Raw genomic sequence first — 23,274 nt, 5'->3', positions numbered from 1 at the left:
GATGAACGAGCTCGACACCACCACGCACACACCCACCGACTCCGCCCCGCAAGACCACGCACGGGCGGGCACCGGCCCCACCGCCGGCCTGGGCAAGGCATCCCGCCTGCCCTGGGTCTGGATCGTCACCGTCGTGTCCTTCCTGGCCCTGACCGGCTCCTCCGGATTCCGCGCGGTCCCCGGCGTGATGATGGACCCGCTGCACATGGAATTCGGCTGGAGCCACGCCTCCATCGCCACCGCGGCGTCGGTCAACATGGTCCTCTACGGAGCGGTCTCCCCTTTCGCGGCCTCCTGGATGGAGAAGTACGGCATCCGCCCCGTGGTCACCACCGCCCTTCTCCTGATCGCCGTGGGCAGCGCGCTGCCCACGTTCATGAGCTCCCCCTGGCAACTGACCCTGTACTGGGGCGTCCTGGTGGGGGTGGGCAGCGGGGCCGTCGCCCTCGCCTTCGTCGGTACGGTCACCAACCGATGGTTCACCCGCCGCCGCGGCCTCATCACGGGCATCCTGACCGCCGGCAGCACCGCCGGACAACTGGTCTTCCTGCCCCTCCTGGCCTGGCTGGTGGACCACACCAACTGGCGCATCGCCTCCTTCACGGTCGCGGCCGCCGCCCTGATGGTCGTCCCACTGGTCATGTTCTTCATCCGCGAGCACCCGAAGGACGTGGGCCAGCGCCCCTTCGGCGAGGACCCCACGACCACCTCGCCGAAGGACGACACCACCGACACACCGGAAGCCACTGCGACCGCCCCGGAACAGGAACACAACCCCCTCGGCGTCACCGGCGCCTTCCGTGTCCTGCTGGCAGCCGGCCGCACCCGCCCCTTCTGGATGCTCTTCGCGGGTTTCGCGATCTGCGGCGCGACCACCACCGGACTGGTGCAGACCCACTTCATCCCGGCCGCGGGCGACCACATGATGCCGCAGACCACGGCGGCAGGGCTGCTGGCCATGGCCGGCCTCTTCGACCTGGTGGGAACCATCGCATCGGGCTGGCTCACCGACCGCTTCAACGCCCGCGTCCTGCTCTTCGTCTACTACGGCCTGCGCGGCGTGTCCCTGCTCGCCCTGCCCTCACTGTTCGCCCGGACCGCCACCCCCAGCATGCTGTTGTTCGCGATCTTCTACGGCCTCGACTGGGTGGCCACCGTCCCACCCACCATGGCCCTGTGCCAGGAGCGCTACGGCTCAGCCTCCGCCATCATCTTCGGCTGGCTGTGGACCGCCCACCAGGTCGGCGCAGGAGCCGCGGCGATCCTCGCCGGCACCGTCCGCGACCAGCTGGGCGACTACGCGATGGCCTGGTACGGCGCTGGAGCCCTGTGTCTCCTGGCCGCCTTCCTCGCCCTCGCCATCGGCCGCAACACCACATCCGCGGCCCCGGCCGCCCTTCCGCACCCCAAGGAAGCCGTATGAACCGCATCGCCACCATCGAAGCCGTCGAGTCATTCCTGCCCGACAGCTCCCACACCATCGAGGAACTGGCCGGCCCCCTGGGCCTCAAGCGCGCCCAGGTCCGCCTCCTGCAGAAGGTGCACGGACTGCACCGCATCCGCCAGGACCCCGACGCGAGCCTCCTCGACCTGGTCCTTCCCGCCGCCCGGCGTGTGCTTCACCGCGTCCCCGACCCCACCGACATCCGGTACGTCCTCTATGTGCACTCCACCCAGGAAGTCACACCCTCCCACCTCAACGCCGCCGCCCTGATCAGCGACGCCCTCGACCTCCAGCACGCCGCCTCCTTCGCCGTCACCCAGCAGAACTGCGCCACCGCCCTGGCCGCGATCGAACTGGCGGGCACCTTGCTGGAGGACGATGGCGACCCCTACGCGCGCGTACTGATCGTCACCGGCGACAAGACCTTCACCCCCGGCAACCAGCTGCTGTACAACACCGGGGCGCTCATGGGAGAAGCCGGCGCAGCCATGCTGGTGGCCACCGCGGACACAGCAGGCGACCGCGTCCTGTCCTACGCGACCCAGACCATGGGCCAGTACTCCGGAGGCGTCCTGCTCTCGCCCGAGGAGTCCAAACAGTACGGTCGCGACAGCGCCCGTGCCCTGGCCGACGTCATGCAGGAGGCCGTCGAGCAGGCGGAACTGACATGGGACGACATCCACTGGGTCATTCCCCATAACGCGCCCCTGACCGAGACCGTCAAACACCTGGGCATCGACCCGACGCGCGTCTACCTGGAAAAACTGGCCGAGTACAGCCACTGTTTCGCCTCGGACGTATTCCTCAACTACACCGAGCTTCGCGACTCCCACCGGCTGCAGCCAGGCCGCCACTACATCTATGTGGCCTCCGGGCTGGGGGCCACATACTCCTCCATGACCTTCCAGCACCAGGCACCCGCGCTGCCCCGCCTCACCACGATCTGACCCTCCGCGCAGCCGCACCGGGCGGCCCGGGCCCAACACGGCCCAACACGGCCCAACACGGCGCAACTGGCCAAGCCGTACATCGCGACCTGGCCTCGTTGATGTCCAGGAACAGCGTTTGCCGGCGTTCCCGAAGGCAGTCGGTGATCGACGGACATCGATCTCGGCTGTCCCGTATATCGGGCTGTTGGGCGTCCACGCCCGGCAGGACCGACCGCGCCCCGTCACGACAGCGCGTGCAGCCCGTGAGATGGTTGCTGCCATGGCAACTGGCACGCCGGGCAGCGAGGTTGTACTCGAGACGAGTCGCCTGCTGCTCAGACCTTGGCGGGCAGCCGAGGCTGTCGTCCTGCGTGAACTGTGGACCGAACGTGATCCACGAGTGCCGCCCCACCGTCGAGTCGACACGGACGGACACCCCACGGTCGCGGAGCTGGAGGATTCGATCCGCACCGACACGGTGTGGTCGACCGGGTTGCTGGCGGCCGAACAGAAGACCTCACGTGACGTCATCGGCTACTGCGGGCTGGTCGACAGCGGGCGAGGGCCGGCAGGGGAGCCGGAACTGGCATTCGAGCTGCTACGCCGAGTCTGGTGTCAGGGATACGCGACCGAGGCATCGCTGGCGGTGCTGGAATGGGCGCGATCGTCTGGGTACGAACGTCTGTGGGCCACGGTCTGGGACTGGAACACCGCTTCTCGCCGAGTGCTGGCCAAGGTCGGGTTCACCGAGACCGACCGCAAGGAAGCGGACGCGGTGCACGGGACCACCTTGTTCACCACGAGACGGCTCTGACACACCCGACTGGAGTGGACCTTGCACCACCTCGATCTGGTTGCGCACCTGCCCGACGCGGCTGAGCCGCCCACGGAGGGCCTCGGCCGGTCACGCGAGTTGCTGGAGATTATCGCCCGGGCCGCGTTCCCCGCATCGTTCTCGGACAAGGACGCGCTGCTGGTCGGCACCGGACGACGTGCCCCGACCCGGACGGAGAAGGCTGAACTGGGCCAGCTGGCCACGAAACTCCCGCTCGTCCTCGGATGAGCGTCTGGGTGACATGTGAGCCGGTCACGCTGCTCACAGAAGATCCCGGGTGACGGCAACCGCGCCAAACCGACGGTCTGCAGGGAAGTGGCAGCTGGACCCCGGCATCTGCGTGTCAGCGGCTGGAATGGCAACCGTGAGGACACTCCCGCCGACGCTCTCCGGGCGCTGGAACGGATCGAGGAGCTGCATGGTGACGTGCCCGTCGCGATGGCGGGCAACTCCCTCGGCGGCCCGGCGGCATTCCCGGTAGCGGGACACCAGCGCGTCACCACCGTGGGCGGCATGGCGCCTTGGCTGCCCGAGCAGGAGGAAGCCGGACACCTCGCCTCACGCGCCGACCAGACCTCCCGGCACCTGTCCGGGCGTTTTCGTTCGGCCCGTGATCAAGTCCAGTTGCACTTGTGGACCGCCACAAACAGGGCGTCCGTGGCGTACGTCCAGCTCACGCTCGGCCTGTCCGACTCCAGATCCCACGAATTGCCGGTGTTCCAGCTGCCGTCGGACTCCTGGCTCGCGTACGCGGCGTGACACGCATACTGCTCACGCAGAGATTCCGCCTCGTCGGCCGTGTCCAGGCGCAGCGGATTCGGCGTGTTCGTCCACACCTCCTGCCATCCGTCGACGGCCTTGTCGATGCCGCCCCGGAACCCGGCATCCGTCGGGAAGACCATCAGCACGAACTTGTCCGAATCCGTCGGCAGGTTCACTCGCACCTGCTTGACGAGGCTGCCCGGTGCCTCCACCTCGTAGCCGGTGCACTCGCCGTCGCAGCCCTCTGTCGCGCCGCCCGGAATCCAGAACAGCGTCGCACCCGAGGCGAACTTCTGCGTCACCTGCCGGTACGTGTGAACCTGCCCGTTGTCGACATCCGTCCACGAGCCGGTACCGTCCCTCTCGTCGGACGCCGGGTAGCCGAACGCGCTGCTCTCCCAGCCGTACTCGCCCCACGTCGCGCCGATCTTCCCCCATACCGGGTGGGCGCCGGTCGGCGCCGACCAGTACACGGTGCCGCCCTCGAACTCCTGGCGCACCCCTTTGCCGTCCGCGTTCTTCAGCTCGTCCGACTTCGGGTAGCCGAGCGCGGACGTCTCCCAGCCCATCGCCTGCCACTTGTCGCGGACCGCCCCCCATACCGGGTGGGCGCCGGTGGCCGCCGACCAGTAGACCGAGCCGCCCTGGAAGTGGGTGTACCGGCCGCGCCCGTCGGGAGTGGTCATCTCGTCCGTCACCGGGCATTTCAGCGGCGAGGACACGTCACCCATCGCGATGTACTTGTCGAGGATGACGCCGGAGACGGTCTTCCCGCAGAAGTCGCGGTCGGCTGCGGCTGCCGGGGACGACGTAAGGAAGGGGGCGGCCAGACAGACTGTTGCGAACAGGGCGAGTCTCCGCAGTGTTTTCACCCCGGAAAGCTACCGGGAAAAGAGGTGCGCGAGGAGAGGAAATCCGGCCGGGCTGCACCGGGATTTCCCCCTTTCTCGCGTCTTACCGGGCAGGGGTGATGCGTGCTCATCCCGCAAGTCCGGGTTCGCGCAGGGCGTCGGCGGGGTGGGTGCAGTGGCCGTGGGCGGCGGCGCTGTCGGTCCGTCCCGCGAGATGGACGAGGCGGACCACAAGGCTGCGGTAGGTGGCGAGCGCGCGGGGCAGGCTGCCGGTGCGGGCCCGGCAGGCGTCCTCGCCGAAGGTCACGTCTCTCCCTCGACCGTGGCTACGGTCACGCGGGACATCGACGGTGTGGCCCGCCGTCGTCCGGGCCGGGGCGGGCCCGCGCGCGGAAGGTACGGCGGTAGGTGTCCGGCGGCACACCGACCGTCCGATGGAAGTGCCGGCGCAGTGTTGTGGCGGTGCCCATACCGGTGGCCGCCGCGATGGCATCGACGGTGTCGTCGGTGCTCTCCAGCAACTCCTGCGCGTGGCCGATCCGTTGGGCGAGCAGCCATTGCAACGGGGTGGTGCCGGTCACTGACCTGAAATGACGGCTCAGGTTACGCGAGCTCATCCGTGCCTGGCGGGCCAGGTCCTCCACGGTGAGCGGACGGTCCAGCCGTTGGATCACCCAGGGGAGGAGCCCGGCGAGCGGGTGGTTGTCCGGTGCGGGCACCGGAGTGGTGATGAACTGGGCCTGACCGCCGTCCCGGTGCGGCGGCACGACAAGGCGGCGGGCGAGGGTGTTGGCGATCGACGAGCCGTGGTCGAGGCGGACGAGGTGCAGGCACAGGTCCATGGCGGCGGCCTTGCCTGCGGAGGTGAGCAAGCTGCCGTTGTCCACGTAGAGGACGTCCGGGTCAACCGTCACACGGGGGTGGCGCTCGGCCAGCTCCCGGGTGTGCGCCCAGTGCGTGGTCGCACGTTTGCCGTCCAGCAGACCGGCGGCGGCCAGTACGAAGGCGCCCGTACAGAGGGAGACCACGCGTGCGCCCGCCTCATGGGCCGCGCGCACCGCGTCGATCAGCTCGGCCGGCGGGTCCTGACCGATGTCGGCCCAGCCCGGGACGATCACGGTGTCGGCACGCGCGAGACGGTCGAGCCCGTGGTCGGGCTCCAGCCAGAAGCGGCCGGCCCGCACGGCGCCCGGTCCGCAGACCGAGAGGCGGTACCACGGGTCAGCCCCGCCGGGCGGGTTGGCTCCGAAGACTTCGCACACCAGGGCCAGCTCGAAGTGGAGCATGCCGTCGGTGACGGCCAGCGCGACAGTACTCATGTCCGGAACTGTATGGCCCATGGCGTTCCGGACAGTCGCGGTGGGTGGGCAGCCTTCGTCAGGATGTCCGTGACAGAGCGAAGCGGATCACCGAGCGCGGGGGAGAAACTCATGGGATCGGGCCAGAAGGTGGCTGTGTTCGGCGCCTACGGGCACACCGGGCGGTTCGTGGTGGCGGAACTGAGGGAGCGTGGGCTCCTCCCGGTTCTCTCCGGCCGCGACGCCGACAAGCTGAAGGCACTGGCGCAAGAAGCCGGGTTGGACGCCCGCCCGGCGTCGGTCGAGCACCCGGCCTCGCTCGACCGCGCGCTGGCCGGTGCGGCGGCCGTGATCAACTGCGCCGGGCCCTTCGCCACGACGGCCGCCCCCGTGATCGAAGCGGCCCTGCGGGCCGGGATCCCGTACCTGGACGTGGCGGCCGAGATCGAGGCCAACATCGACACCTTCGCGCACTTCGCCGACCGGGCACGGGGCGCGGGAGCGCTGATCGTCCCGGCGATGGCCTTCTTCGGCGGCTTCGGCGACCTGCTGGCCACCGCAGCCATGGACGACTGGACGGCGGCCGACGAGGCACACATCGCGTACGGACTGAGCAGCTGGCACCCCACCGCGGGGACGCGCACGGCGGGCGCGGTCTCCCGGCAGCGGCGGGGCGGCCGGCGCATCCTCTACACCAAAGGAAGGCTGGAGCTCCGTCACGATGCCCCGCCGACCCTTGAGTGGCCCTTCCCCGAACCGATGGGCCCTCGCCCCGTCATCGGGGAGTTCACGATGGCCGAGGCCGTGACCGTACCCAGCCACCTGTCCATCCCCGAAGTGCGCACCTATATGACGGTCGAGGCGGCCCGGGACATCGCCGCCCCGGACACGCCGGCGCCGGCCGCGGTCGACGAGCGAGGCCGCTCCGCTCAGACTTTCCTCGTTGACGTCGTCGTGCGCTCGGGCGCCGACGAACGCCGCGCTGTGGCCCGCGGTCAGGACATCTACGCCGTCACGGCGCCGCTCGTGGTGGAGGCGGTCGACCGTATCCTCACCGGACGGACCCATGCGTCCGGCGTCGCCTCCGCGGGAGAGATCTTCGACGCCCCCGACTTCCTCCGCGCGCTGTCCCCGCACATCACCCTGGAACTGCGCCCCTAGCGGGCCAACTGCCCCTGCATGCGCCGAACTTGTTCCACAGAAGGGGCCCGGGGCCTGCCGTGTCCCAGTCGATGAGGGGCCCACCGCGTCTCGTCTGCGACCCGAGGCTCCACGAGGCCAGGCCGTCATGGGTGATGATGCCGCTGCCCTCGGGAGGGAGCAGCGTCTGCCAGTGCACGTCGGAACGGGGGCGTGAAGTCCTGCACGGCACCGTGGAAGTTGCGGACGAGAAGTGCTGCCGGCCGGCCGCTTCCGCACAGGGTGAGCTGTTCGTGCTCGGGCAGGTCGAGGTGGACGATCCGGCCCCCCGGGGCAGGACGGCGGCGAGTCTGCGCGCCTCGTGGGGCGCTGCGAACCAGAACCAGCTCCTCCACTTCCTGGCGCCGCCGCTCCGCAGCCTCCTGCTCCTCCCGCCGGGCCTCCCGCTCCGCCCGCACGGCATCCTGCCGCACCGCCTCGCGCCTGCCCTGGCCAGCGATCGACTGCGACGGCCAGCTCCACCTCGTAGGGCTCTTCGGCGCCACTGGAGAGGAGGGTGCCGAGCGGCTGCGCGCCGTCAGGCCTGAGCGGCCTCCTCCGCGATCCGGTCGAACTGCTCCGCCATCGCTGCTTGCAGGGCCTTGGCTGCCGACAGCGGGCGGACCATGACCGTGAACTCGTCGATCAGGCCCTCGTCGTTCACGTGCAGGAAGTCGGCGCCGCTGATCGAGCGGTCGCCGACGCGCGCATCGAAGACGAGAACGTGGTCGCGCCCGCTCACGTCGTTGATCTCCCGGACGTAGTGGAAGTCCTCGAAGACGCGGGTCACCGCACGCAGGATCGCCATCGTGACCGCCTTGCCCGGGTACGGCTTGAAGACGACCGGGCTGGTGAAGACGGCGTCGTCGGCGAGCAGCGCCTCGATCGCCCCGTGGTCGTCCGCCTCCACGGCCTTGCGGAATGCCTGCATGGCGACACCTCTCCTGATCCGGGCCCCGATGCACCCATATGCAAATTATTTAATAGGTGCGGATGAAAATAATCGCATCACTGTACGGTGTCCAGATGTCTTTGAAATACGCGGTGCTCGCGGCCCTCCTGGAGGGCGAGGCTTCGGGCTACGACCTGGCGAAGATCTTCGATGTGTCCGTGTCCAACTTCTGGGCCGCGACGCCCCAGCAGCTCTACCGCGAGCTGGAGCGACTCGCCGCCGACGGCCTGATCGAGGCCCGGGTCGTCCCGCAGGAACGCAGGCCGAACAAGCGGCTGTTCACGCTCACCGACGGCGGGCGTGCCGACCTCGCCGCGTTCACCGCCAAGGAGCCGCGGCCCATCGCCGTGCGCGACGAGCTGATGGTCAAGGTGCAGGCCGCGGACGTCGGCGACACGGCCGCCGTACGGACCCACATCGAGGAGCGCATGGCGTGGGCCACGGGCAAGCTGGCCCGGTACGAGCGCGTACGCACCCACCTGCTGCAGGGCATGACCGAGGAGGAGTTCCTGCGGGACGGCGAGCGGGTCGGCCCCTACCTGACGCTGCTGCGCGGCATCTCCCTGGAGCAGGAGAACCTGCGGTGGGGCGAGCGCGCTCTGGAGATCCTCGGCCTGCGCACGGCGAGGTCCGGCCGATGACGGCCTGCCTGCGCTACGTGGCCCTCGGCGACAGCCAGACCGAGGGCGTCGGCGACGACACGACCGGTCTGCGCGGCTGCGCCGACCGCCTCGCCGAGCGGCTCGCGGAGCACAACCCCGGGGTGCGGTACGCCAATCCGGCCGTGCGCGGCCGGCTCGCGAGCGGCTGTCTGTCAGGTGGACCTGGACGAACAGATTGTGCAAGCGGTCGTCGACCTGTGACTCGTATTGGATGCCTGACGCAGCACAGGGCCGACTACCGGATAGAGGGTGGAAGCCGGCGGCCTCCCCACGACCGCCCGATCTTCGGGATTGCCGTTCGGCGGAAATCCCGAAGATCGGGACAGCAACAGATGCTTACGGAGCCGACACCCAGTCCCAGCGAGTGTTGCTTCCGCTGTTGACATAGCAGGATGGCCAGGTGTCTCCTGAGCTGTAATGCCCGACATAGCAACCGGGATTCGTCGATGCAATGGGGTAATTCGACTTCACTCCTGTTTGCATCTGGAAATTATAGGCTGTGTTCGTGCAGCTCGTGGTTACAACCGTGCGGGAAATATCTCCCGAGGGAGACTTGGGGATTCCTAGACAGTTCTCGGCCAGGCCGCTGAATACGAGGACGATCTTACCGCTCGATATCCCCCACTTCTGATAAGCGCTGTTCTTGTTGCAGGTCACCATCTTCACGGCGATGGCCTTGGACGCGGTATCGCCTTCCATGCACTTACCGGTTGCGACATTCTTGAGGAGGTAGCTGTCCGCCGCAGCCGCCGGCTGCGCACTGGTCGTAGCCAAACCGCCGACGGTGAGGGCTACAGCTCCTGCGGTCACGAAGAACTTACGCTTCACCCAACTCTCCTTTTCTTCGATCCGTGAACTCCTGCGCCAAGAAAACTAATCCAGGAATGAATAGTTCCGGCTCCTCTGTCTCAGGGTTTTGCGATTTCCTTTACCATGCCCATGGCGTAAATCACCTCATGTCTCATTTGCAATTTATATTAGCGGTTAAAGTGTGTGAATCTTCCCCGTATTGGACACGGAGCCTTTTCGGCGCCGCCACCGATCGGGTGGCTGCGCACGCTTCTGGTGGCAGTACGCCACCGGCACCGCCCCCTTTGCGGACATCGCCTGCGGTCTTTGCGGCGAGGTGGTGCAGCGCGGCGCCACCATCGGCCGGATGAAACCGCCCAAGAGCCGCGACTACGTACCGATGGGCCGACGGGAACCGTGTCCCGGGATCGCCCGGCTGGTTCAGGCCGGCGAGGGCACGGTGCTGGACGTGATCCAGCGGTTCAACGAGATCGGCCTGGCCCGTCTGGGGCCTCGATGGGCGGGAGGCCGTCCCCGCCTGCTCAGCCTGGACGACGAGGACTTCGTCATCCAGACGGCCACCACCCGCCCCGCCAAGCTCGGCCAGCCCTTCACCCGCTGGTCGGTCCGCAAACTCGCCGCCTACCTGCGCCGCGTGCACGGACGCGTCATCCGTATCAGCCGTGAAGCCTTAAGGTGCCTGCTGTTGCGCCGCAGCAATCACCTTCCAGCGCACCAGGGCATGGAAGGAGTTGCCCGACCTCGAGTGCGACGCCAAGCTCGACCGCATCGAGCACGTGCTGGAGCACTTCCTCGACCGAGTCTTCGCCTTCGACGAGTTCGGGCCCCTGGGCATCAGGCCGACCACAGGTTCCTGCTGGGCGAGGCAGGGCAAGCCTGACCGTCCGCTGGCGACCTACCGCCGCACGCACGGCGTGACCTACTTCCGCGGCTGCTACTCCGTCGGCGACGACCGGCTGCGGGGTGTCCCCGACCGAGGGCGCATTTCGGCCGGCTGCGGCAGTCCACCCCGGCCAATTCCAGCCATCCGAATCACACGGTGCAGACCCGGGCGCGCTGCACGCCTGCCTGCGCTGGCGCAATGCCAACGCTCGCCACCCCGACGTACTCGTCGCACAACGCCGGGAACGCGCTCGCGTCCGCAGCGAGAAGGGCATTCGCTGGGGCGGACGCCCTCTTGCCGCCGCAGCCTGAGCACGTGGGGGATCCCGCCGTGCCCGGAAGTGGAGATCAGACAGCGGCCAGGCTCTTCGCCATGACCCGCTCCCTGTCCACGCCATGGGGCAGAAGACCGCCGGGCTCAGCCGTGTCCGTGAAACCGTGCCGCTCATAGAGTGCGGTCGCCTTACGGTTGTCCGGCATGACGGACAACCACAGCGTCGTGGCACCGCGCTCCGCCGCCCACCGCTCGACCGCCTGGATCAGGTAGTCACCCACGCCCTTGCCTCGAGCCGTGGGGTTGACCCACATCGAGATCAACTCCACGTTCTCTGCCCCCTCGCCGGGCACTCCGCTGGCCATGCCCACGGGGAGACCGTCGAGGAGCGCGATGAGATCGTGCGCGCCAGGAATCGACAGACGGGCACGCCAGCGTTCCTCTCGGTCGCCGGAGCCCTGCCACTGGGCCGGCGTCGATCCGAACGCGTAGGGCGCCTCAGTAAGCGCGGCCAGTCGCAACTCCCGCCAAAGGGGCCAGTCGTCTGCTTCCAGGGTGCGTAGTTCAAGCATGATTCAGACCCTGTCCGCCCGACGGGGCGGGCAGCAAGTTGGTCAGAACCACGCAGACGGGGTCGCTCAGCGCTGCGACCAGTCGGAGCCCAGGATCCGTTTGCGGAACTGTCCCGCTTCCCGGGTGAGGTCTACTCCTGTCTGACCCGGCGTGCGGAGTACGGCTGCGTCCTGTGCGCCGAGGGGCATGGGGCAGACGCAGAATCTGTTCCGTGCGAGCGGACCACGCCGTGGGGCGAATGCTCCGCCCCCTTGCTCGTGGGCCTGTCAGGGAAGGATCAAGCTGCGCAGCGCGGGGCGCAGTTCGTCGATGTCGCTGCTGTGCTCGCAGGCGTTGACGGCTGCGGCGAGGGCTGCGAGGAACACCTCGACGCGTATGCGCGCCTGGACGGCTCCGGTGCCCGGCGGGGCCAGGGCCTGCATGATCTCCACCCCATGGGCATTGTTGTCGCCCAGGGTCTGCTCGCCGATCCGGGCGGCGGTGGCGGGCGAGCACAGGGCGATGACCTCTTTGTGGGCGAGGGCGAGGTCGATGAGCCGGTCGATCCGTTCCTCGACCGGCGCGGGTGTCCCGATGATGTCGCGAAGCCCGTCGGCAACCGGGGCGAGCGCGCGCTGAACGAGTTCGTCCTTGGTGCGGAAGTGGTGGTAGACGGCTGACTTGCTGACGCCCACCCGTTGGGCAACCCGGAGCAGCGAGAGGGCGCCGAAGCCTTCCTCGCGGATCACTTCCAGCGCGGCGCGGGCCAGCGCATCTCTCGCGTCGAGTCCCGTGCGTGTACGAATTTGTGCCACCCCTCCATTGTGCGGCACGGGCCGACCACGGGCCGACGAAACCGACCACCCGGCTGGTTTCAAACTGACCCATGGGTTAGTTTGGCGTGTATGAGCAACGAGCGACCTTCCCCGCCGAGCACGATGCGGTCAGCGCAGTACCACTCCTACGGAGATCCGGACGTCCTGAGCGTCAATACGATCGCGACCCCGACGCCCGCCCCGGGCGAGGTCCTGGTGAGGGTGGTGGCCTCCGGTGTGAGCAACGGGGAGCTGAGACTCCGACAGGGCGGGATGCAGCTCCTCACAGGCCGGCGCTTTCCCAAGGGAGTGGGCGGAGACTTCGCCGGAACCGTCGCGGTCCTCGGCGACGACGTCACAGGGTTCAAGGCGGACGACGCGGTGTGGGGACTGCTGCCCCGCAATGTGAGCCTGCGCGCACAGACCGCAACTGCAGCCGATTACGTGGTCGTGCCCGCAACCAGCATCTCCCGCATGCCCAACCGGCTCACGTTCGCGGAAGCCGCCGCGCTCCCCGTAGTCGGCCAGACAGCCATGATCGCCGTGAAGGACACGACTCACATCCGTGAGGGCGAGAGCGTCCTGGTGCGCGGCGCCACCGGCGGTGTCGGCCTGGCTGCGCTCCAGTTCGCCGTCGCCGCCGGCGGAATGGTCACCGCGCTCATCGGCCGGACGGGCGACGACGTGGCGCGTGAGCTGGGCGCCTCGCACGTGCTCCACCGCGATACACCGCTGGCCCGGCTTCCGAAGTTCGACGTCATCATCGACACGGTCGGCACCGAACTCCTGGCGCTCCGGCGCCATCTGAACAAGAACGGACGCATGGCCGCGGTGACGGTCGAACCACCTCTGCGCGGCATGCTGGCCGTCGCCGTATCCCGCGTCCACAGCAGCCGGCGGATCCGCTTCTCCGCGCGCAACCCGGACACGGCCGTTCTGACCCGGCTTGCAGCCGAAGTGCAGGCCGGACACCTCAAGCCCGTGATCGCGGACACCTATCCGCTGGAGCACATCGCCGACGCCCACCGTGACGCCGAACGCGGAACCGGAGCCGCCGGCAAGCGCATCATCGCTCTCACCGATGACGCCACAACTGCCCCCATGCCCGAATAGGCGAAGCACCTCAACCCCTGCACGCAGAGCCCTGAGGGCATGAGCAGCGCGACATGCTTTTGCGGTCGGAACAGACCGGAACAGACCGGGGTGTCATTGCGACCACCAGCCGGTGCGCCACCGAGACCGTCGAGGCTGCGGGGAAGACCGACGACCGATCGCGGAAAACAGCTACTTGATGTACATGCCTAGGTACAAAACTGACCGACGGTGTTGACAGGCGGATCTCTCGTATCCAGGAGACCTTCATGACTGAACGCGAGCTCTCGAGGCGGGCGAAGCACCGGCTGTCGGTGCTTCGCCACGTGGAGGAGGTGAGCGGGAGCGTGGCTGCCACCTGCCGCTACTACGGGATCAGCCGTCAGTGCTACTACACGTGGCTGCGGCGCTATGAGGCCGAGGGGATCGACGGGCTGAAGGACCGTTTCATGGCGGATGGTTCGCAAGGCGAGCAACTCGATCTGTCAGGGAGAGACCGGCCAGACGCATCATCCGCGCAGGACACGTGCTGGAGCCAAGGGCCCAGCGTCCAGATGAGCTGCGATGCGCGTGATCGTCCCGATGTTGTCCTCGAACAGATGCCCTTGCATGCCGGCCGCCTGGGCGGCCTCAACGTTGGCTGCGGCATCGTCCACGAAGAGACAGCTCTCCGGCCCCACCCCCAAGCCGGCGCAAACAGCTTCGAAGGCACGCAGGTCAGGCTTCTCCACGCCGATCTCGTGCGAGTAGACGATCTGCTCGACCAGTTCGTCGAAGTGGTACAGCGCCGTCTCCCGTCCCCGAGCCCCGACGAAGCTATTGCTCAGGATGCCCAGCCTGCATCGTCCCTGCAGCCCCCGCACATAGGCGATGAGTTCCTCGTTCGGCGTCCCCAGATACTCCGCCCAAAGGTCAGCCATGAAGGCTTCGAGCTGGTGAACGTCGAGGCCCAAGCGTGATGCCACTTCCCGGTGAACGTCGTGTTCGCTGATGCTCCCGACGCTTCCAGCACGCCACACGTCGCGCATCCGCTCATTCACGGTGCCCAGCGGCAGCCCCAACCGCTCTTCCCACCGTTGCACCACTCCGGTTTCCGGCGTGATCTCCAGTACGCCACCGATGTCGAGAATGACGCAGGTCGTGGTCACACGAACTCCCCCTTCGCCCCGCCTGGCCAGCGAGCGCACACCTGTGAATCTACGAAGACACTGTTGTCCTTCCCCTGGGGGCAAGGTCAAGCAATCTTGGAACCTGTGACAGCCCTGTCGCGAGCCGCTGACACGATTCCGCCACACCAGCAGGTGCCATCAAAGCGACCCGAAGCGCTCTGGCATCCACCGGGTCACTCCGGCCACCTGGGAGCCGCCGGACCTCCCCTCACCGCTCGGCGCCCGGAAGGAACCGGGGGACCTGTGGGTCACCGAACCCACGCTCCGCCTCCTGCTGCGCTGCGCGAAGCTGCGCTACTGCGAGGCGCCCGGCATTCACGAATCATGGACATCCGGCGCCTCCGAAGGAATCCTGGAATGCGCCGCACTCTTGCGGAAGCGCGCAAGGAAGCCATTGCGGATAGATGCACATCATCCGTTCCCAGGCATTCGCGAACCTGTGGCTGAAGGCGCATAGAGCCCACACGTCAGGGCTGACGGTCGTTCAGGTGTCGGGCACCGACGAACTGCGCGTCGCCGGAGACTGGCAAACGGTGTTCCCGGAAGGCCGCGACCTGACCCAGGTCAAAGCGAAGACCCTCTACGCACTGGGGGAGTGACCCGTGGCCGAACACGGCATCAGCACCCGCCTGCTGCGCTCCTGGCAGCGCGGAGCGCACCCCAGCCGCGCCAAGCTCGAAGCCGTCGACAGGGCGTACCAGGAACGCCGCAAGGACAACCTGGTCCGCTCCGGGGCGCTCAAGCGGCTGCTGGACAACGAAGGCCGCGGCCGCCGCATCGAGATCTACCCCGTCGACCAGACCACCGTAGAGGAGAAGCGGCGCCGGCCGGAAGTCTCCGAGCGCTCGGTTCAGGCACGTTACGTCTGGGACGACATCATCACCGACCTCGACTCCGACTACGCCGCATACGCGTACGTCGGCTCCACCGGCATTGGCGCGCAGGGGAAGCCATGAGGCCCACCGCCACAGCGGTTGGCCCCGTTCCCATCAGGTACTCAGTCCGGCCCACCCTTCATCGGGCGGGCCGTTTTTGCGTCGGATCAGGAAGCGGTACCGGCCGCTGCGCTATCTCGTCTCCAGACGAACCAGGCCGCGCACGGGGACGAGGGCTGCCGCATTGTTCGGCTGATCGGGTGCTCTGTCTGGTATCCGCCTTTTACTCGGTCCAGCGCGGGCACCCTACTTGCTGTTATGGACAAGGCAGCCCGTTCAGCATCAGTAACCCCTACACGCAAGGAGCGCGCTCATGACTCGACTCGTTAAAGCTGCGGCCACCGTCGCTGGCACGTGTCTCATCGCCCTCGGTGGTGTCGGGACTGCCGCCGCCGACGGCGGCGCCGAGGGCGTCGCGGCGCACTCCCCGGGAGTCCTGTCCGGCAACATGGCCCAAGTCCCGGTTCACGTCCCGGTCAATCTCTGCGGCAACACTGTCGACGTGATCGGTGGACTCAACCCGGCATTCGGGAACACCTGCGTTAACTCTGACTGATGCCTCCGATAGCACAACGCGCGTATCGGATACGACATAAATTCGGGTTCCCGCCAACCAATGGCGGGAACCCGAATTGCTGGTGCTGCGCGGTTCTTCTGCCCGGGGTCGCCGCGCCGGGGGCACGGCTCGGGAACGGCGGCCGCCGCCCGGCTCATCTCCTGCACCGCGCGTGTGGGATGCACATACGCCATACGACGGTTGCCCCGGATGGGGCGGTCAGAGAAGCCGCCGCCCCACTCGTCTCATCGGACCCGTCCCGGTAGATGTCGGACCCAAGCACGCCGCCGGGGAGCGCGCCCCACTCCGTCCTCAGCAGATGCGTGCGCCATGGCGACATAGACGACGCACGCCACGGCCGCGATCAGGAACCCGAGCGCCCAGACAGCTGTGACCAACCGCATCGCCCGCAGGGCCGACGGGCGACGGAAGACCTAGTCGAAACGTGTCGCCGCCTCGGGCCGGGCACGATAGCGAGAGAGCACCAGCATGGCGGGTGGCGGGTAGACACGGAGACGGCCGCCACCAACGCGAGCACAAGGTAGACGAGGGCAAGGACTACCGAGGCCACGAGGAAGATCACGATCAGGCCGGAGATCGCGTTGAAGGAGCGCCCGCACAGCCGGTCCACGATGAGCCGCACCAGGGAGACGACCGCCCCCGCGCTGTAGGCGATGACGTCGCCGGCCCCGAGCGCGCGAAGCACGAAGAAGATCAGCAAAGGTGGGCCCGCGTCGAAGACGACGGCGAGGAGCTTTGAGCGCGCTCATGTGCGTGTACGGGGACCCCGGACACGGTAAGACGGTCGTGGTGCATCAGGCTCTGCGCCTGCTGCCGCGCGGATCCCGGTGCATTGCGCGTTGGTGGCGGTGAGACCCGCCCTGCCGCAGCTGCGGGCCGCGCTGCTGACCGCGTACGGTCTGCCAGCCACAGCGTTGGCGAACCGCACGGACGCCACCGACCGCGCGCTGCTGGAGGCATCCCAGGCCCCGGGGGTGCTGGTCATCGACGATGTGCAGCGCATCGCCGCGCCCGAACTGGACTACCTGCGTCTGCGCCGTCGACACGCCGACGACACAGACCTCGCTCGCGCTGTGCGGCGCAAGTGCTGAGCGCACTCTCACGCGGGCTCCGGCGCTGGCTTCCCGGGTGCTGACCTGGCAGCTGATGCCCCGCCTGGACCGGCAGCAGATCCCCACGGTGCTACGCCTGTTCCACCCACTGCGGGACGCCGCGACGGACGCCGATCTGGTGCACGCCGACCCACTACGAGAAGAAGAACTTCCGCACCTGGGCGAAAATCACCTCTCACGCGTACGCGGCCATGACCCGTCACTCCGAGACTGCGGTGGACCGCGCCTTGCTGCCCCGCGCCTGTTCCCGCCTCGGCCCCACCACTTCCTGACCACACCCCTCCCACGGGCAGACCCCCATGGACGTGACCACCCCCAACACCGAACCGACGCTCCCGCACTCTCACTACCTCGGACGGAACCCGCCCTGGACCCGGCCTCGTTGACCGCGATGACGGCTCCACGGCAGCGATCGGCGACTACGCGGGCCAGGCAGCGAAAGCGATCGAGAACATGCAGGCTGCGCTTACTGCCTCAGGTGCGTCGCTCCAGGACGTCATCAGCACAAGGGTCCTCGTCGCATCGGCCCGGCGGGAGGACCTGGTGGCCGCCTGGCAGGTAGTCCGGGACTCGTTCGCCGACCATGACGTCCCCAGCACCTTGATGGGGGTCACCGTGCTCGGTTACAACGACCAACTCGTCGAGATCGAGGCCGTCGCCGCCGTGCTCGATTCTTAGAGCTCGTAACACGATCTTGGTGAAACGTGCTGGTTGGCCGTGACCGGTGTGAGGATTCGGCCGTGGCTGGGGTTTGGTTCGGGTCAGACGTGCTGGCGGCGTCTGGACCGGTGGCAGGAGGAGGGGGTCTTCGACCGGCTGCTCTGCGCGAGGTCGTGCTGCCGGGCAAGTCGATGCCCCGGGGGCCGGCTGGCTCGGCCGTTCTCGTTGTGTGATCGCATGAGTGCGGCGTGTACAGAATGGCGATCTCGCTGCTGGTGCAGGGGAGTTGGGCATGATGCGATCGCGTCGAACCCATACCCATTAAGGGGGATCGTTGAGACGCACACGCATAGGGGCGGCGCTGCGCTGCATGGCAGCCGGCGCCATCCTTGCTGTTCTGGCTGGAACGGAACGGCTTCCGCGGCCGGATCGCCGAAGGCGCCTGACTTGTTAGGCACGCCGCCGCAGGTGCATGGCCCTGAGGTGAAGGGTCTGGCCGCGGCAGGGGGGGGGCGGCCGGTTTCGGGGAAGTCCCCGTCAGCGGGGCCGACGGGGACTCAGGCGGGAGGGGTGTGGCAGGTCAACCGCACCATGGCTGTCCTGAGTAACACCGTCACTGACCCGGACGGCGATAAAGCCGACTTAACGTTCGCGGTCTACACGACGGATGCTTTCGGCAACCCCGACAAGCAAATCATGATCAAGGATGAGCCGTACGGTGTCCTCGTCTCGGGCTATGTCGCCTCCGGCGGCACGGCCAAGGTCACCGTCCCGGACGGGAACCTGAAGCCGGGTACCACCTACGCCTTTCGCACCTCGGCCTACGACGGCAGCCTGTACGAGACGGAGTGGTCTCCCTGGGCGAAGTTCAAGACCCGTGGCCGCGCAGTGGACATCAAGTTGCCCGAGCCTGACAAGAACGCCCCGGTGCTGAACGAGGACGATTTTCAGGAGCCGCAGAAGATCGCCCAACCGACCATGGCTGAAGTACCCCCGGCGGTGCCGCCCACTGGTCTGCACGCTGCGCCCGGCTGGAACTGCGGCAAGGTCAACTCGAAGACCGGGATCCAGCCGTGTTCACGGCTCGTGCCCGGCATCAGCAAGAAGGCACGCCAGTCCCTGGTCAAGCAAGCGAGTTCAGGCTTGCCGCACCTGGTCGACTGGTGTGAAAACCACGCGGACTCGGGCATCAAGCGGTATGAGGCGTGCATCTCCGGCCTCACGTACGAGTACCAGGGCATCGTCGTGAAGGACGGCAAGCCCACCGGTGAGGTCCTGAACGCCTCATGGATAGTCGCCCAGGAAGTCAAACTTTCCGGGACATCCGGAACGTTCACGCAGCAGCTCATCCTCATACCAGTGGAAGTCGACCCGAAGTTCGTCTCCGTGACGCTGGACGTCAGGTTCGACTGCCTCCTGGGCGAAAACTGCTCCAACGGCCCACAGTCCTGGGATGGTGCCCTGGAGTGGACCGGCGCAGACCCATTCTCCCATGACGCGATCGGGAAGATCGACCACACCTGGACGCCAACGGACAACACGGACCTTCTTGACCTGTCCACGAAGATCACCGCTTACTCGCCGGTTGCGAACCCGGCCGCGTCCCGCTGGCAGGCCGATGGCGCCCAGATCCGCTGCGACAGCATCTCCTCGACCACGCCGGGATGCACGTTCTACAAGTACATACCCACCTGGGTGATGAACTTCAAGAAGACGCCCCCGGCTGTTGCGCACGCGTGGCTGATTCAGTCGAAGCTGGCCAACCATCCCGGAAGCAAGGCCGCCAACAAGCCAATGTTCTTCTTGCCGGCGGCGGACAAGAACGCGCCCGGCCGTGATCCGAACAAGAACCGGGACGTCATCTGCCCGAAGAACAGTGATGGAACGAGTTGGGCAGGTAAGTACGGAAACCCGCGTACCACAACTGTTCCGGAGATCAGCGCCAGCGACAAGGCGTCGTGCGACGAGTTCGCCCACGCCTCCAGCTACAACTCTGGCGGTATGCCCGGCGGCGTCATCGGCGGCATGAACCCGGTCACCTCGGGAGACAAGTGCGTACAGACTTACGCCACCCGCGCCGTCCAGGGCGAGTGGCACCTGTACGACGACGAGCGTCTGGCGGGCCCCACCTGGAGCGAGGTCTGCGGCCGTTCGGCCATGTCCGGCTGGATCAACTCCACCTCGATGGGCGGCGCGTTCAGCTCAGGGTTTTCCGGTAAGTACCGGCTTCTGGACAAAGACCCGTACTGGGTGAACTTCCCCGAGTTCGGGCACTGCGACGCCAGCAAGGCAACAGTGACCTGCACCGTTCCCAAGCCGTAAGAACACGGAGCGGCCCGGCAAGAGTCCCCGGGCCGCTCGGTGTTTCCTACGGGAGGGGCCCACCTCCAAGAAGGACCCGCCCCTGCGGTGAATGGGGCTCCTCGTCAGGGGCTACCCATATCAGCCCCCCGCAGACGGTCAGCGCCGGCCATGTGTCCTCATCACGCCACCCTCCCGGCTCGATGAGACAGCGGCCCTGCTCAAGGGCATCGGCGATCCCGGCCAGCCAAACGTGAAGCGACCATCCCACAGTGGACTCCGGGATGAGTTCTGGTTCACGGTCCACCACCCACCGGCCGAGATTGCCGTAAGACGGTTCATCCTGGCGGGCATCGACGTAGAGGCCGTGCCAGATGTCACCCACAACACAAGAGACTGGAAGACGCCCCGGTTCGCGCTCCTGGTCGCGGGTCTGCACGGTATAGACGTCTTGCAGGGTCTGCAGCGGATACCAGCCCTGATGCCCCGGCAAGAACCCCGCGGGCCACCAGCTCTTCCCGCCTTCAGGGTCGTCTATGCCGTCGTGCAGCCTGTACCACGCCCGTAACGCGGGCGGGAAGACCACCCCGATCGTTGCCTCGGCGGCATCGATGTCCGCGTCACTCGCCGGCGGGCGCAGCAGTGCGGCTGATGCCGGGGCATTCTCCTCAAGCCACACTTCGATTCGTTCCCATGCCGCTTCGGTCTGGGCCTGTTCGTTCGTGCTCATCGGGTTCTCCTTTGCCTCGCCCGCATCATGCGGTGACCTCACACTATTTAGAGCTCGTAACACGATCTTGGTGAAACGTGCTGGTTGGCCGTGACGGGTGTGAAGATTCGGCCGTTCGTGATGGTGTGAGTACTCGACCGTGGATCGTGGACGATGAGTTGTGGGCGCTGATCGAGCCGTTGTTGCCTCCGTGGCCGGAGCGGTCACCGGGGCCTCGGCCGGTGTCGGACCTGTTCTGTCTCCAGGGCATCCTGTTCGTCCTCTGCAACGACATAGCCTGGCAACTTCTGCCCCTGGAACTGGGGTTCGGCTCGGGACAGACGTGCTGGCGCCGCCTAAACCGGTGGCAGAAGGCGGGGTTTTCGACCGGCTGCACCGGGTCCTGCTCGCCGAGCTGAACGCGGCCGGCGAGCTCGACTGGTCGCGGGCTTGCGTGGATGGTTCTCACATCCGCGCGAAAAAGGGGGCGCCGATACCGGGCCGTCGCCGGTCGACCGGCGGAAGACGGGCAGCAAACACCACCTGATCTGCGACGGACGCGGCACCCCGCTCAAAGTCATCACCACCGCGGCGAACGTCAACGACATCACCCAGACCCTCAATCTGGTCGACGGCATCCCGCCCGTCGCTGGCCGGCCCGGCCGACCGCGACGGCGCCCCGAGGCCGTCCTGGGCGACAAGGCATACGGCTCGAAGGCCGTACGCCTGGAACTGCGGCGCCGCAGGATCCTGCCGGTCATCTCCCTCAAGGGTGCCCCCGAACATCAAGGGCCTGGGCAAGCTCCGCTACGTCGTCGAGCAGACGTTCGCCCTGCTCCACCAGTTCAAACGTCTCGCCATCCAATGGGAACGACGCCTCGAACTCCACGACGCCTTGGTCTCGTTGGGCTGCAGCCTCATCTGCTGGAGACGCCTGAAGAAGTTCGGATCATGAATCTGCGCTGCAGTTCTAGGAGTTACGGCTCACGATCGAGTTGGCGTATGACGCAAGATCCTGGACCCAAACCTGCAGACGCCGTCTCCTGAGCATGTCCAGGAGAGGGAGGGTGTGTCGGTAGGTCGCTGACCAGGTGACGGCCGACTGATTCCTGCCAAAGAGCGCGCAGTTGCTCGGGCGTGCCCTCCGCAGCGGAGCGGTAGTCCCAGTCGGGGGTGCTGTCCCAGTCGACGCTGTCCCAGGGAGCCCCGACGGGTGAGCCGAGCCACAGCCGGGCGAAGTGACTGTCTTCTACGTGCGCCAGGTGTTTGAGAAGGCCGCCGAGAGTGACGGTGGACGTGCCGAGTGTGGCACGAAGGCCGGAGGCGTCCATGCCGGAGCACTTCCAGGCCAGGGTGGCCCGCTGGCGTTCGAGGGCGCCGAGGATGGCTGCTCCCTCGGTGCCGGCGAGTGGAGTTTCCGGCCAAGCTTCCGTTGTCTCAGTCATGGCCGCAGACCTTAGCGAACGGAGCTGACAGAGCACCCGACGGGCGAACCGCAACGAAACCGAACCACAAGATCTGCCGGGCAGTCCTTAGCCGCCTCGGACGCGTATAGCACCCTCAGCTTGGGAGGGGCCCCGTCTATGCGGGATGCGCATAGACCATACAGCGATTCCTGCGGATGGGGGTGTCAGAACCAGCCGCCCCCATCCATTGTTCTCGGAGCCGTCCCGGTAGAGGTCGGGCCCCAGTGTGCCGCCGGAGAGCGTGTCCCACGCCTGCTCCAGCAGCAGCGCCATGGAGAAGTAGCCGCGGCGCCTCAAGTGTCGGCCCACGGTTGCGGGCCAGGGGCCGGAGGCTGAGAAATGCTCACTCACGCCTGCCTCCTGGCCCTGCAGCTGGGAGACATGCCAGCCCCCTCCCCAAACACCGGGACAAGCAGCGGCGTAAAGATGCGCTTTCGAGTTTCGTACTACGTCCAGGACTTCCGCATCCCACGAAGAACAGTTGTTGACGGATCTGGGAGATCGCGGCTCACTCTGACGTTCAATCAGAGAAATGAAATGGCGGAAGTGATGATGGCTTTTTCGCATTCGTCTTCGTGGAATTGACGTGATGTCATCATGGTTTCTGCCTTTCAAGGGCTAGGATTGGTGTAGACCGGTTGATGGTTAGCCAGGAGAGGTTATGACGGCTCTGGAATTGGGGCCGGCCATGAGCCGTGTCCTTGACGGGGTGTCAGAGATGGGCCGGAAGCGGCCAGGGGATCGGAAGGCATGGGGGACTGGCAACACGACCAGGACCACGGAGAGCACACCGGTTCACACCATCTGATCAGCACAAACAGACGGATCTGCTACGGTCTCCCGTAGCCAGCCGAGGTCGGGCCGGAGGCCGGACCTACGGGCCGAAGGCCCGGCACCGTCACCGAAGGTGATGGAGCATCAAGCGCCGAAGGCGCTGAGGGCGCGCATGTCGCCGAGGACGGTGGGCAGGTGGAGTCCGTGGCGCGCCGCGACCATCCGGTCCTGGCC

The 23,274-nt window shown here is 67.2% G+C and carries 21 protein-coding genes and 7 pseudogenes; 18 read left to right on the top strand and 10 right to left on the bottom strand.

What is annotated here, in order from left to right:
- Nucleotide 1: 1 nt before the first annotated feature.
- The 4 genes and pseudogenes from G3I19_RS13820 to G3I19_RS13805 form a co-directional block, all read left to right on the top strand.
- Entirely contained in the window at nucleotides 2-1,423 is a 1,422-nt protein-coding gene (locus tag G3I19_RS13820; protein ID WP_164263707.1) for an MFS transporter, read from the top strand.
- The gene (locus tag G3I19_RS13815; RefSeq protein ID WP_164263705.1) at nucleotides 1,420-2,391 is read left to right on the top strand and encodes a 3-oxoacyl-[acyl-carrier-protein] synthase III C-terminal domain-containing protein; all 972 of its coding nucleotides are present in this window, start codon (nucleotides 1,420-1,422) and stop codon (nucleotides 2,389-2,391) included. Before G3I19_RS13820 ends, G3I19_RS13815 begins: the two co-directional genes overlap by 4 nt.
- A gap of 262 nt (nucleotides 2,392-2,653) precedes the next feature.
- Nucleotides 2,654-3,187, top strand: a complete 534-nt coding sequence (locus G3I19_RS13810; RefSeq protein ID WP_239074301.1) for a GNAT family N-acetyltransferase — start codon at nucleotides 2,654-2,656, stop codon at nucleotides 3,185-3,187.
- Nucleotides 3,188-3,196: 9 nt separating this feature from the next.
- Nucleotides 3,197-3,436: pseudogene (locus G3I19_RS13805) on the top strand (maleylpyruvate isomerase); the annotation flags it as partial.
- Between the two features lie 386 nt (nucleotides 3,437-3,822).
- On the opposite strand, the gene G3I19_RS13800 reads toward G3I19_RS13805, so the two are convergent.
- From G3I19_RS13800 to G3I19_RS13790, 3 genes are all read right to left on the bottom strand, one after another.
- Nucleotides 3,823-4,842, bottom strand: coding sequence for a DUF2599 domain-containing protein (locus G3I19_RS13800; protein WP_164263703.1), 1,020 nt, complete (start codon nucleotides 4,840-4,842; stop codon nucleotides 3,823-3,825).
- A 106-nt stretch (nucleotides 4,843-4,948) separates the two neighbouring features.
- Nucleotides 4,949-5,128 carry a hypothetical protein gene (locus G3I19_RS13795; protein ID WP_164263671.1) on the bottom strand — a complete coding sequence of 60 codons (180 nt, stop codon included), beginning with the start codon at nucleotides 5,126-5,128 and terminating at the stop codon, nucleotides 4,949-4,951.
- Nucleotides 5,129-5,153: 25 nt separating this feature from the next.
- A complete protein-coding gene (locus tag G3I19_RS13790) occupies nucleotides 5,154-6,140 on the bottom strand; it encodes a helix-turn-helix domain-containing protein (RefSeq protein ID WP_164263702.1) in 987 nt (328 codons plus the stop codon).
- A gap of 111 nt (nucleotides 6,141-6,251) precedes the next feature.
- Between G3I19_RS13790 and G3I19_RS13785 the strand changes: the two genes are divergently transcribed.
- Entirely contained in the window at nucleotides 6,252-7,280 is a 1,029-nt protein-coding gene (locus tag G3I19_RS13785; protein WP_164263700.1) for a saccharopine dehydrogenase NADP-binding domain-containing protein, read from the top strand.
- 556 nt (nucleotides 7,281-7,836) lie between these two features.
- On the opposite strand, the gene G3I19_RS13780 is transcribed toward G3I19_RS13785, so the two are convergent.
- Complete coding sequence (locus tag G3I19_RS13780) at nucleotides 7,837-8,229, bottom strand: nuclear transport factor 2 family protein (RefSeq protein ID WP_164263698.1); 393 nt, start codon at nucleotides 8,227-8,229, stop codon at nucleotides 7,837-7,839.
- Between the two features lie 95 nt (nucleotides 8,230-8,324).
- Here G3I19_RS13780 and G3I19_RS13775 point away from each other — a divergent pair, with 95 nt between their 5' ends.
- Both G3I19_RS13775 and G3I19_RS37495 read left to right on the top strand, forming a co-directional pair.
- Nucleotides 8,325-8,891: a PadR family transcriptional regulator gene (locus G3I19_RS13775; protein ID WP_164263696.1), complete on the top strand. Its 567-nt coding sequence runs from the start codon at nucleotides 8,325-8,327 to the stop codon at nucleotides 8,889-8,891.
- Nucleotides 8,888-9,052: pseudogene (locus tag G3I19_RS37495) on the top strand (SGNH/GDSL hydrolase family protein); the annotation flags it as partial. The gene G3I19_RS13775 and the pseudogene G3I19_RS37495, both read left to right, overlap by 4 nt.
- 196 nt (nucleotides 9,053-9,248) lie before the next feature.
- Here G3I19_RS37495 and G3I19_RS13765 read toward each other — a convergent pair.
- Complete coding sequence (locus G3I19_RS13765; RefSeq protein WP_164263694.1) at nucleotides 9,249-9,740, bottom strand: ricin-type beta-trefoil lectin domain protein; 492 nt, start codon at nucleotides 9,738-9,740, stop codon at nucleotides 9,249-9,251.
- 328 nt (nucleotides 9,741-10,068) lie between these two features.
- Between G3I19_RS13765 and G3I19_RS13760 the strand changes: the two are divergent.
- A pseudogene (locus tag G3I19_RS13760) lies at nucleotides 10,069-10,916 on the top strand (helix-turn-helix domain-containing protein).
- A gap of 36 nt (nucleotides 10,917-10,952) precedes the next feature.
- Here the strand turns inward: G3I19_RS13760 and G3I19_RS13755 are convergent.
- Together G3I19_RS13755 and G3I19_RS13750 are read right to left on the bottom strand one after the other, a co-directional pair.
- Entirely contained in the window at nucleotides 10,953-11,450 is a 498-nt protein-coding gene (locus G3I19_RS13755) for a GNAT family N-acetyltransferase (RefSeq protein ID WP_164263692.1), read from the bottom strand.
- 267 nt (nucleotides 11,451-11,717) lie between these two features.
- A complete protein-coding gene (locus G3I19_RS13750) occupies nucleotides 11,718-12,245 on the bottom strand; it encodes a TetR/AcrR family transcriptional regulator (protein ID WP_203599540.1) in 528 nt (175 codons plus the stop codon).
- 90 nt (nucleotides 12,246-12,335) lie between these two features.
- On the opposite strand from G3I19_RS13750, the gene G3I19_RS13745 reads away from it, so the two are divergent.
- Together G3I19_RS13745 and G3I19_RS13740 are read left to right on the top strand one after the other, a co-directional pair.
- The gene (locus G3I19_RS13745; protein ID WP_164263688.1) at nucleotides 12,336-13,358 is read left to right on the top strand and encodes an NAD(P)-dependent alcohol dehydrogenase; all 1,023 of its coding nucleotides are present in this window, start codon (nucleotides 12,336-12,338) and stop codon (nucleotides 13,356-13,358) included.
- A 248-nt stretch (nucleotides 13,359-13,606) separates the two neighbouring features.
- Nucleotides 13,607-13,723, top strand: a pseudogene (locus G3I19_RS13740) (IS481 family transposase); the annotation flags it as partial.
- A 123-nt stretch (nucleotides 13,724-13,846) separates the two neighbouring features.
- Here G3I19_RS13740 and G3I19_RS13735 read toward each other — a convergent pair.
- Nucleotides 13,847-14,485: an HAD-IA family hydrolase gene (locus G3I19_RS13735; RefSeq protein ID WP_164263686.1), complete on the bottom strand. Its 639-nt coding sequence runs from the start codon at nucleotides 14,483-14,485 to the stop codon at nucleotides 13,847-13,849.
- Nucleotides 14,486-14,910: 425 nt separating this feature from the next.
- Between G3I19_RS13735 and G3I19_RS38270 the strand changes: the two genes are divergently transcribed.
- The 7 genes and pseudogenes from G3I19_RS38270 to G3I19_RS13705 all read left to right on the top strand — a co-directional run bounded on the left by G3I19_RS38270 (nucleotide 14,911) and on the right by G3I19_RS13705 (nucleotide 20,112).
- Nucleotides 14,911-15,105, top strand: coding sequence for an acyltransferase (locus G3I19_RS38270; RefSeq protein WP_164263683.1), 195 nt, complete (start codon nucleotides 14,911-14,913; stop codon nucleotides 15,103-15,105).
- A 3-nt stretch (nucleotides 15,106-15,108) separates the two neighbouring features.
- On the top strand, nucleotides 15,109-15,462 hold the full coding sequence (locus G3I19_RS13725; protein WP_239074299.1) for a hypothetical protein: 354 nt from the start codon (nucleotides 15,109-15,111) through the stop codon (nucleotides 15,460-15,462).
- 292 nt (nucleotides 15,463-15,754) lie between these two features.
- Nucleotides 15,755-15,997 (top strand): chaplin, encoded by a 243-nt coding sequence (locus G3I19_RS13720; protein WP_164263681.1) that lies wholly within the window; start codon nucleotides 15,755-15,757, stop codon nucleotides 15,995-15,997.
- Between the two features lie 863 nt (nucleotides 15,998-16,860).
- Nucleotides 16,861-17,109: a hypothetical protein gene (locus G3I19_RS13715; protein WP_164263679.1), complete on the top strand. Its 249-nt coding sequence runs from the start codon at nucleotides 16,861-16,863 to the stop codon at nucleotides 17,107-17,109.
- Nucleotides 17,110-17,520: 411 nt separating this feature from the next.
- A pseudogene (locus tag G3I19_RS13710) lies at nucleotides 17,521-17,808 on the top strand (Rid family hydrolase); the annotation flags it as partial.
- 66 nt (nucleotides 17,809-17,874) lie between these two features.
- Nucleotides 17,875-17,983, top strand: a pseudogene (locus G3I19_RS37485) (IS5/IS1182 family transposase); the annotation flags it as partial.
- 377 nt (nucleotides 17,984-18,360) lie between these two features.
- Nucleotides 18,361-20,112: a fibronectin type III domain-containing protein gene (locus G3I19_RS13705; protein ID WP_164263677.1), complete on the top strand. Its 1,752-nt coding sequence runs from the start codon at nucleotides 18,361-18,363 to the stop codon at nucleotides 20,110-20,112.
- Between the two features lie 46 nt (nucleotides 20,113-20,158).
- Here G3I19_RS13705 and G3I19_RS13700 read toward each other — a convergent pair whose 3' ends face one another.
- Nucleotides 20,159-20,821: an SMI1/KNR4 family protein gene (locus tag G3I19_RS13700; RefSeq protein ID WP_164263675.1), complete on the bottom strand. Its 663-nt coding sequence runs from the start codon at nucleotides 20,819-20,821 to the stop codon at nucleotides 20,159-20,161.
- A 125-nt stretch (nucleotides 20,822-20,946) separates the two neighbouring features.
- On the opposite strand from G3I19_RS13700, the pseudogene G3I19_RS13695 reads away from it, so the two are divergent.
- A pseudogene (locus tag G3I19_RS13695) lies at nucleotides 20,947-21,755 on the top strand (IS5 family transposase).
- Between the two features lie 22 nt (nucleotides 21,756-21,777).
- On the opposite strand, the gene G3I19_RS13690 reads toward G3I19_RS13695, so the two are convergent.
- The gene (locus G3I19_RS13690; protein ID WP_239074305.1) at nucleotides 21,778-22,131 is read right to left on the bottom strand and encodes a DUF664 domain-containing protein; all 354 of its coding nucleotides are present in this window, start codon (nucleotides 22,129-22,131) and stop codon (nucleotides 21,778-21,780) included.
- Nucleotides 22,132-23,274 lie beyond the last annotated feature (1,143 nt).

The organism is Streptomyces sp. SID10853, assembly GCF_010548145.1.
Lineage (GTDB): Bacteria > Actinomycetota > Actinomycetes > Streptomycetales > Streptomycetaceae > Streptomyces.
The sequence above is the reverse complement of the archived record's forward strand: the minus strand, read 5'-3'. Positions and strand labels throughout refer to the sequence as shown.

Coding starts and splice junctions, on each gene's coding strand:
- G3I19_RS13820 (WP_164263707.1), top strand. CDS start 2: ATGAACGAGCTCGACACCACCACGCACACACCCACCGACTCCGCCCCG.
- G3I19_RS13815 (WP_164263705.1), top strand. CDS start 1,420: ATGAACCGCATCGCCACCATCGAAGCCGTCGAGTCATTCCTGCCCGAC.
- G3I19_RS13810 (WP_239074301.1), top strand. CDS start 2,654: ATGGCAACTGGCACGCCGGGCAGCGAGGTTGTACTCGAGACGAGTCGC.
- G3I19_RS13790 (WP_164263702.1), bottom strand. CDS start 6,140: ATGAGTACTGTCGCGCTGGCCGTCACCGACGGCATGCTCCACTTCGAG.
- G3I19_RS13785 (WP_164263700.1), top strand. CDS start 6,252: ATGGGATCGGGCCAGAAGGTGGCTGTGTTCGGCGCCTACGGGCACACC.
- G3I19_RS13780 (WP_164263698.1), bottom strand. CDS start 8,229: ATGCAGGCATTCCGCAAGGCCGTGGAGGCGGACGACCACGGGGCGATC.
- G3I19_RS13775 (WP_164263696.1), top strand. CDS start 8,325: ATGTCTTTGAAATACGCGGTGCTCGCGGCCCTCCTGGAGGGCGAGGCT.
- G3I19_RS13755 (WP_164263692.1), bottom strand. CDS start 11,450: ATGCTTGAACTACGCACCCTGGAAGCAGACGACTGGCCCCTTTGGCGG.
- G3I19_RS13745 (WP_164263688.1), top strand. CDS start 12,336: ATGAGCAACGAGCGACCTTCCCCGCCGAGCACGATGCGGTCAGCGCAG.
- G3I19_RS38270 (WP_164263683.1), top strand. CDS start 14,911: ATGCACATCATCCGTTCCCAGGCATTCGCGAACCTGTGGCTGAAGGCG.
- G3I19_RS13720 (WP_164263681.1), top strand. CDS start 15,755: ATGACTCGACTCGTTAAAGCTGCGGCCACCGTCGCTGGCACGTGTCTC.
- G3I19_RS13700 (WP_164263675.1), bottom strand. CDS start 20,821: ATGAGCACGAACGAACAGGCCCAGACCGAAGCGGCATGGGAACGAATC.
- G3I19_RS13690 (WP_239074305.1), bottom strand. CDS start 22,131: ATGGACGCCTCCGGCCTTCGTGCCACACTCGGCACGTCCACCGTCACT.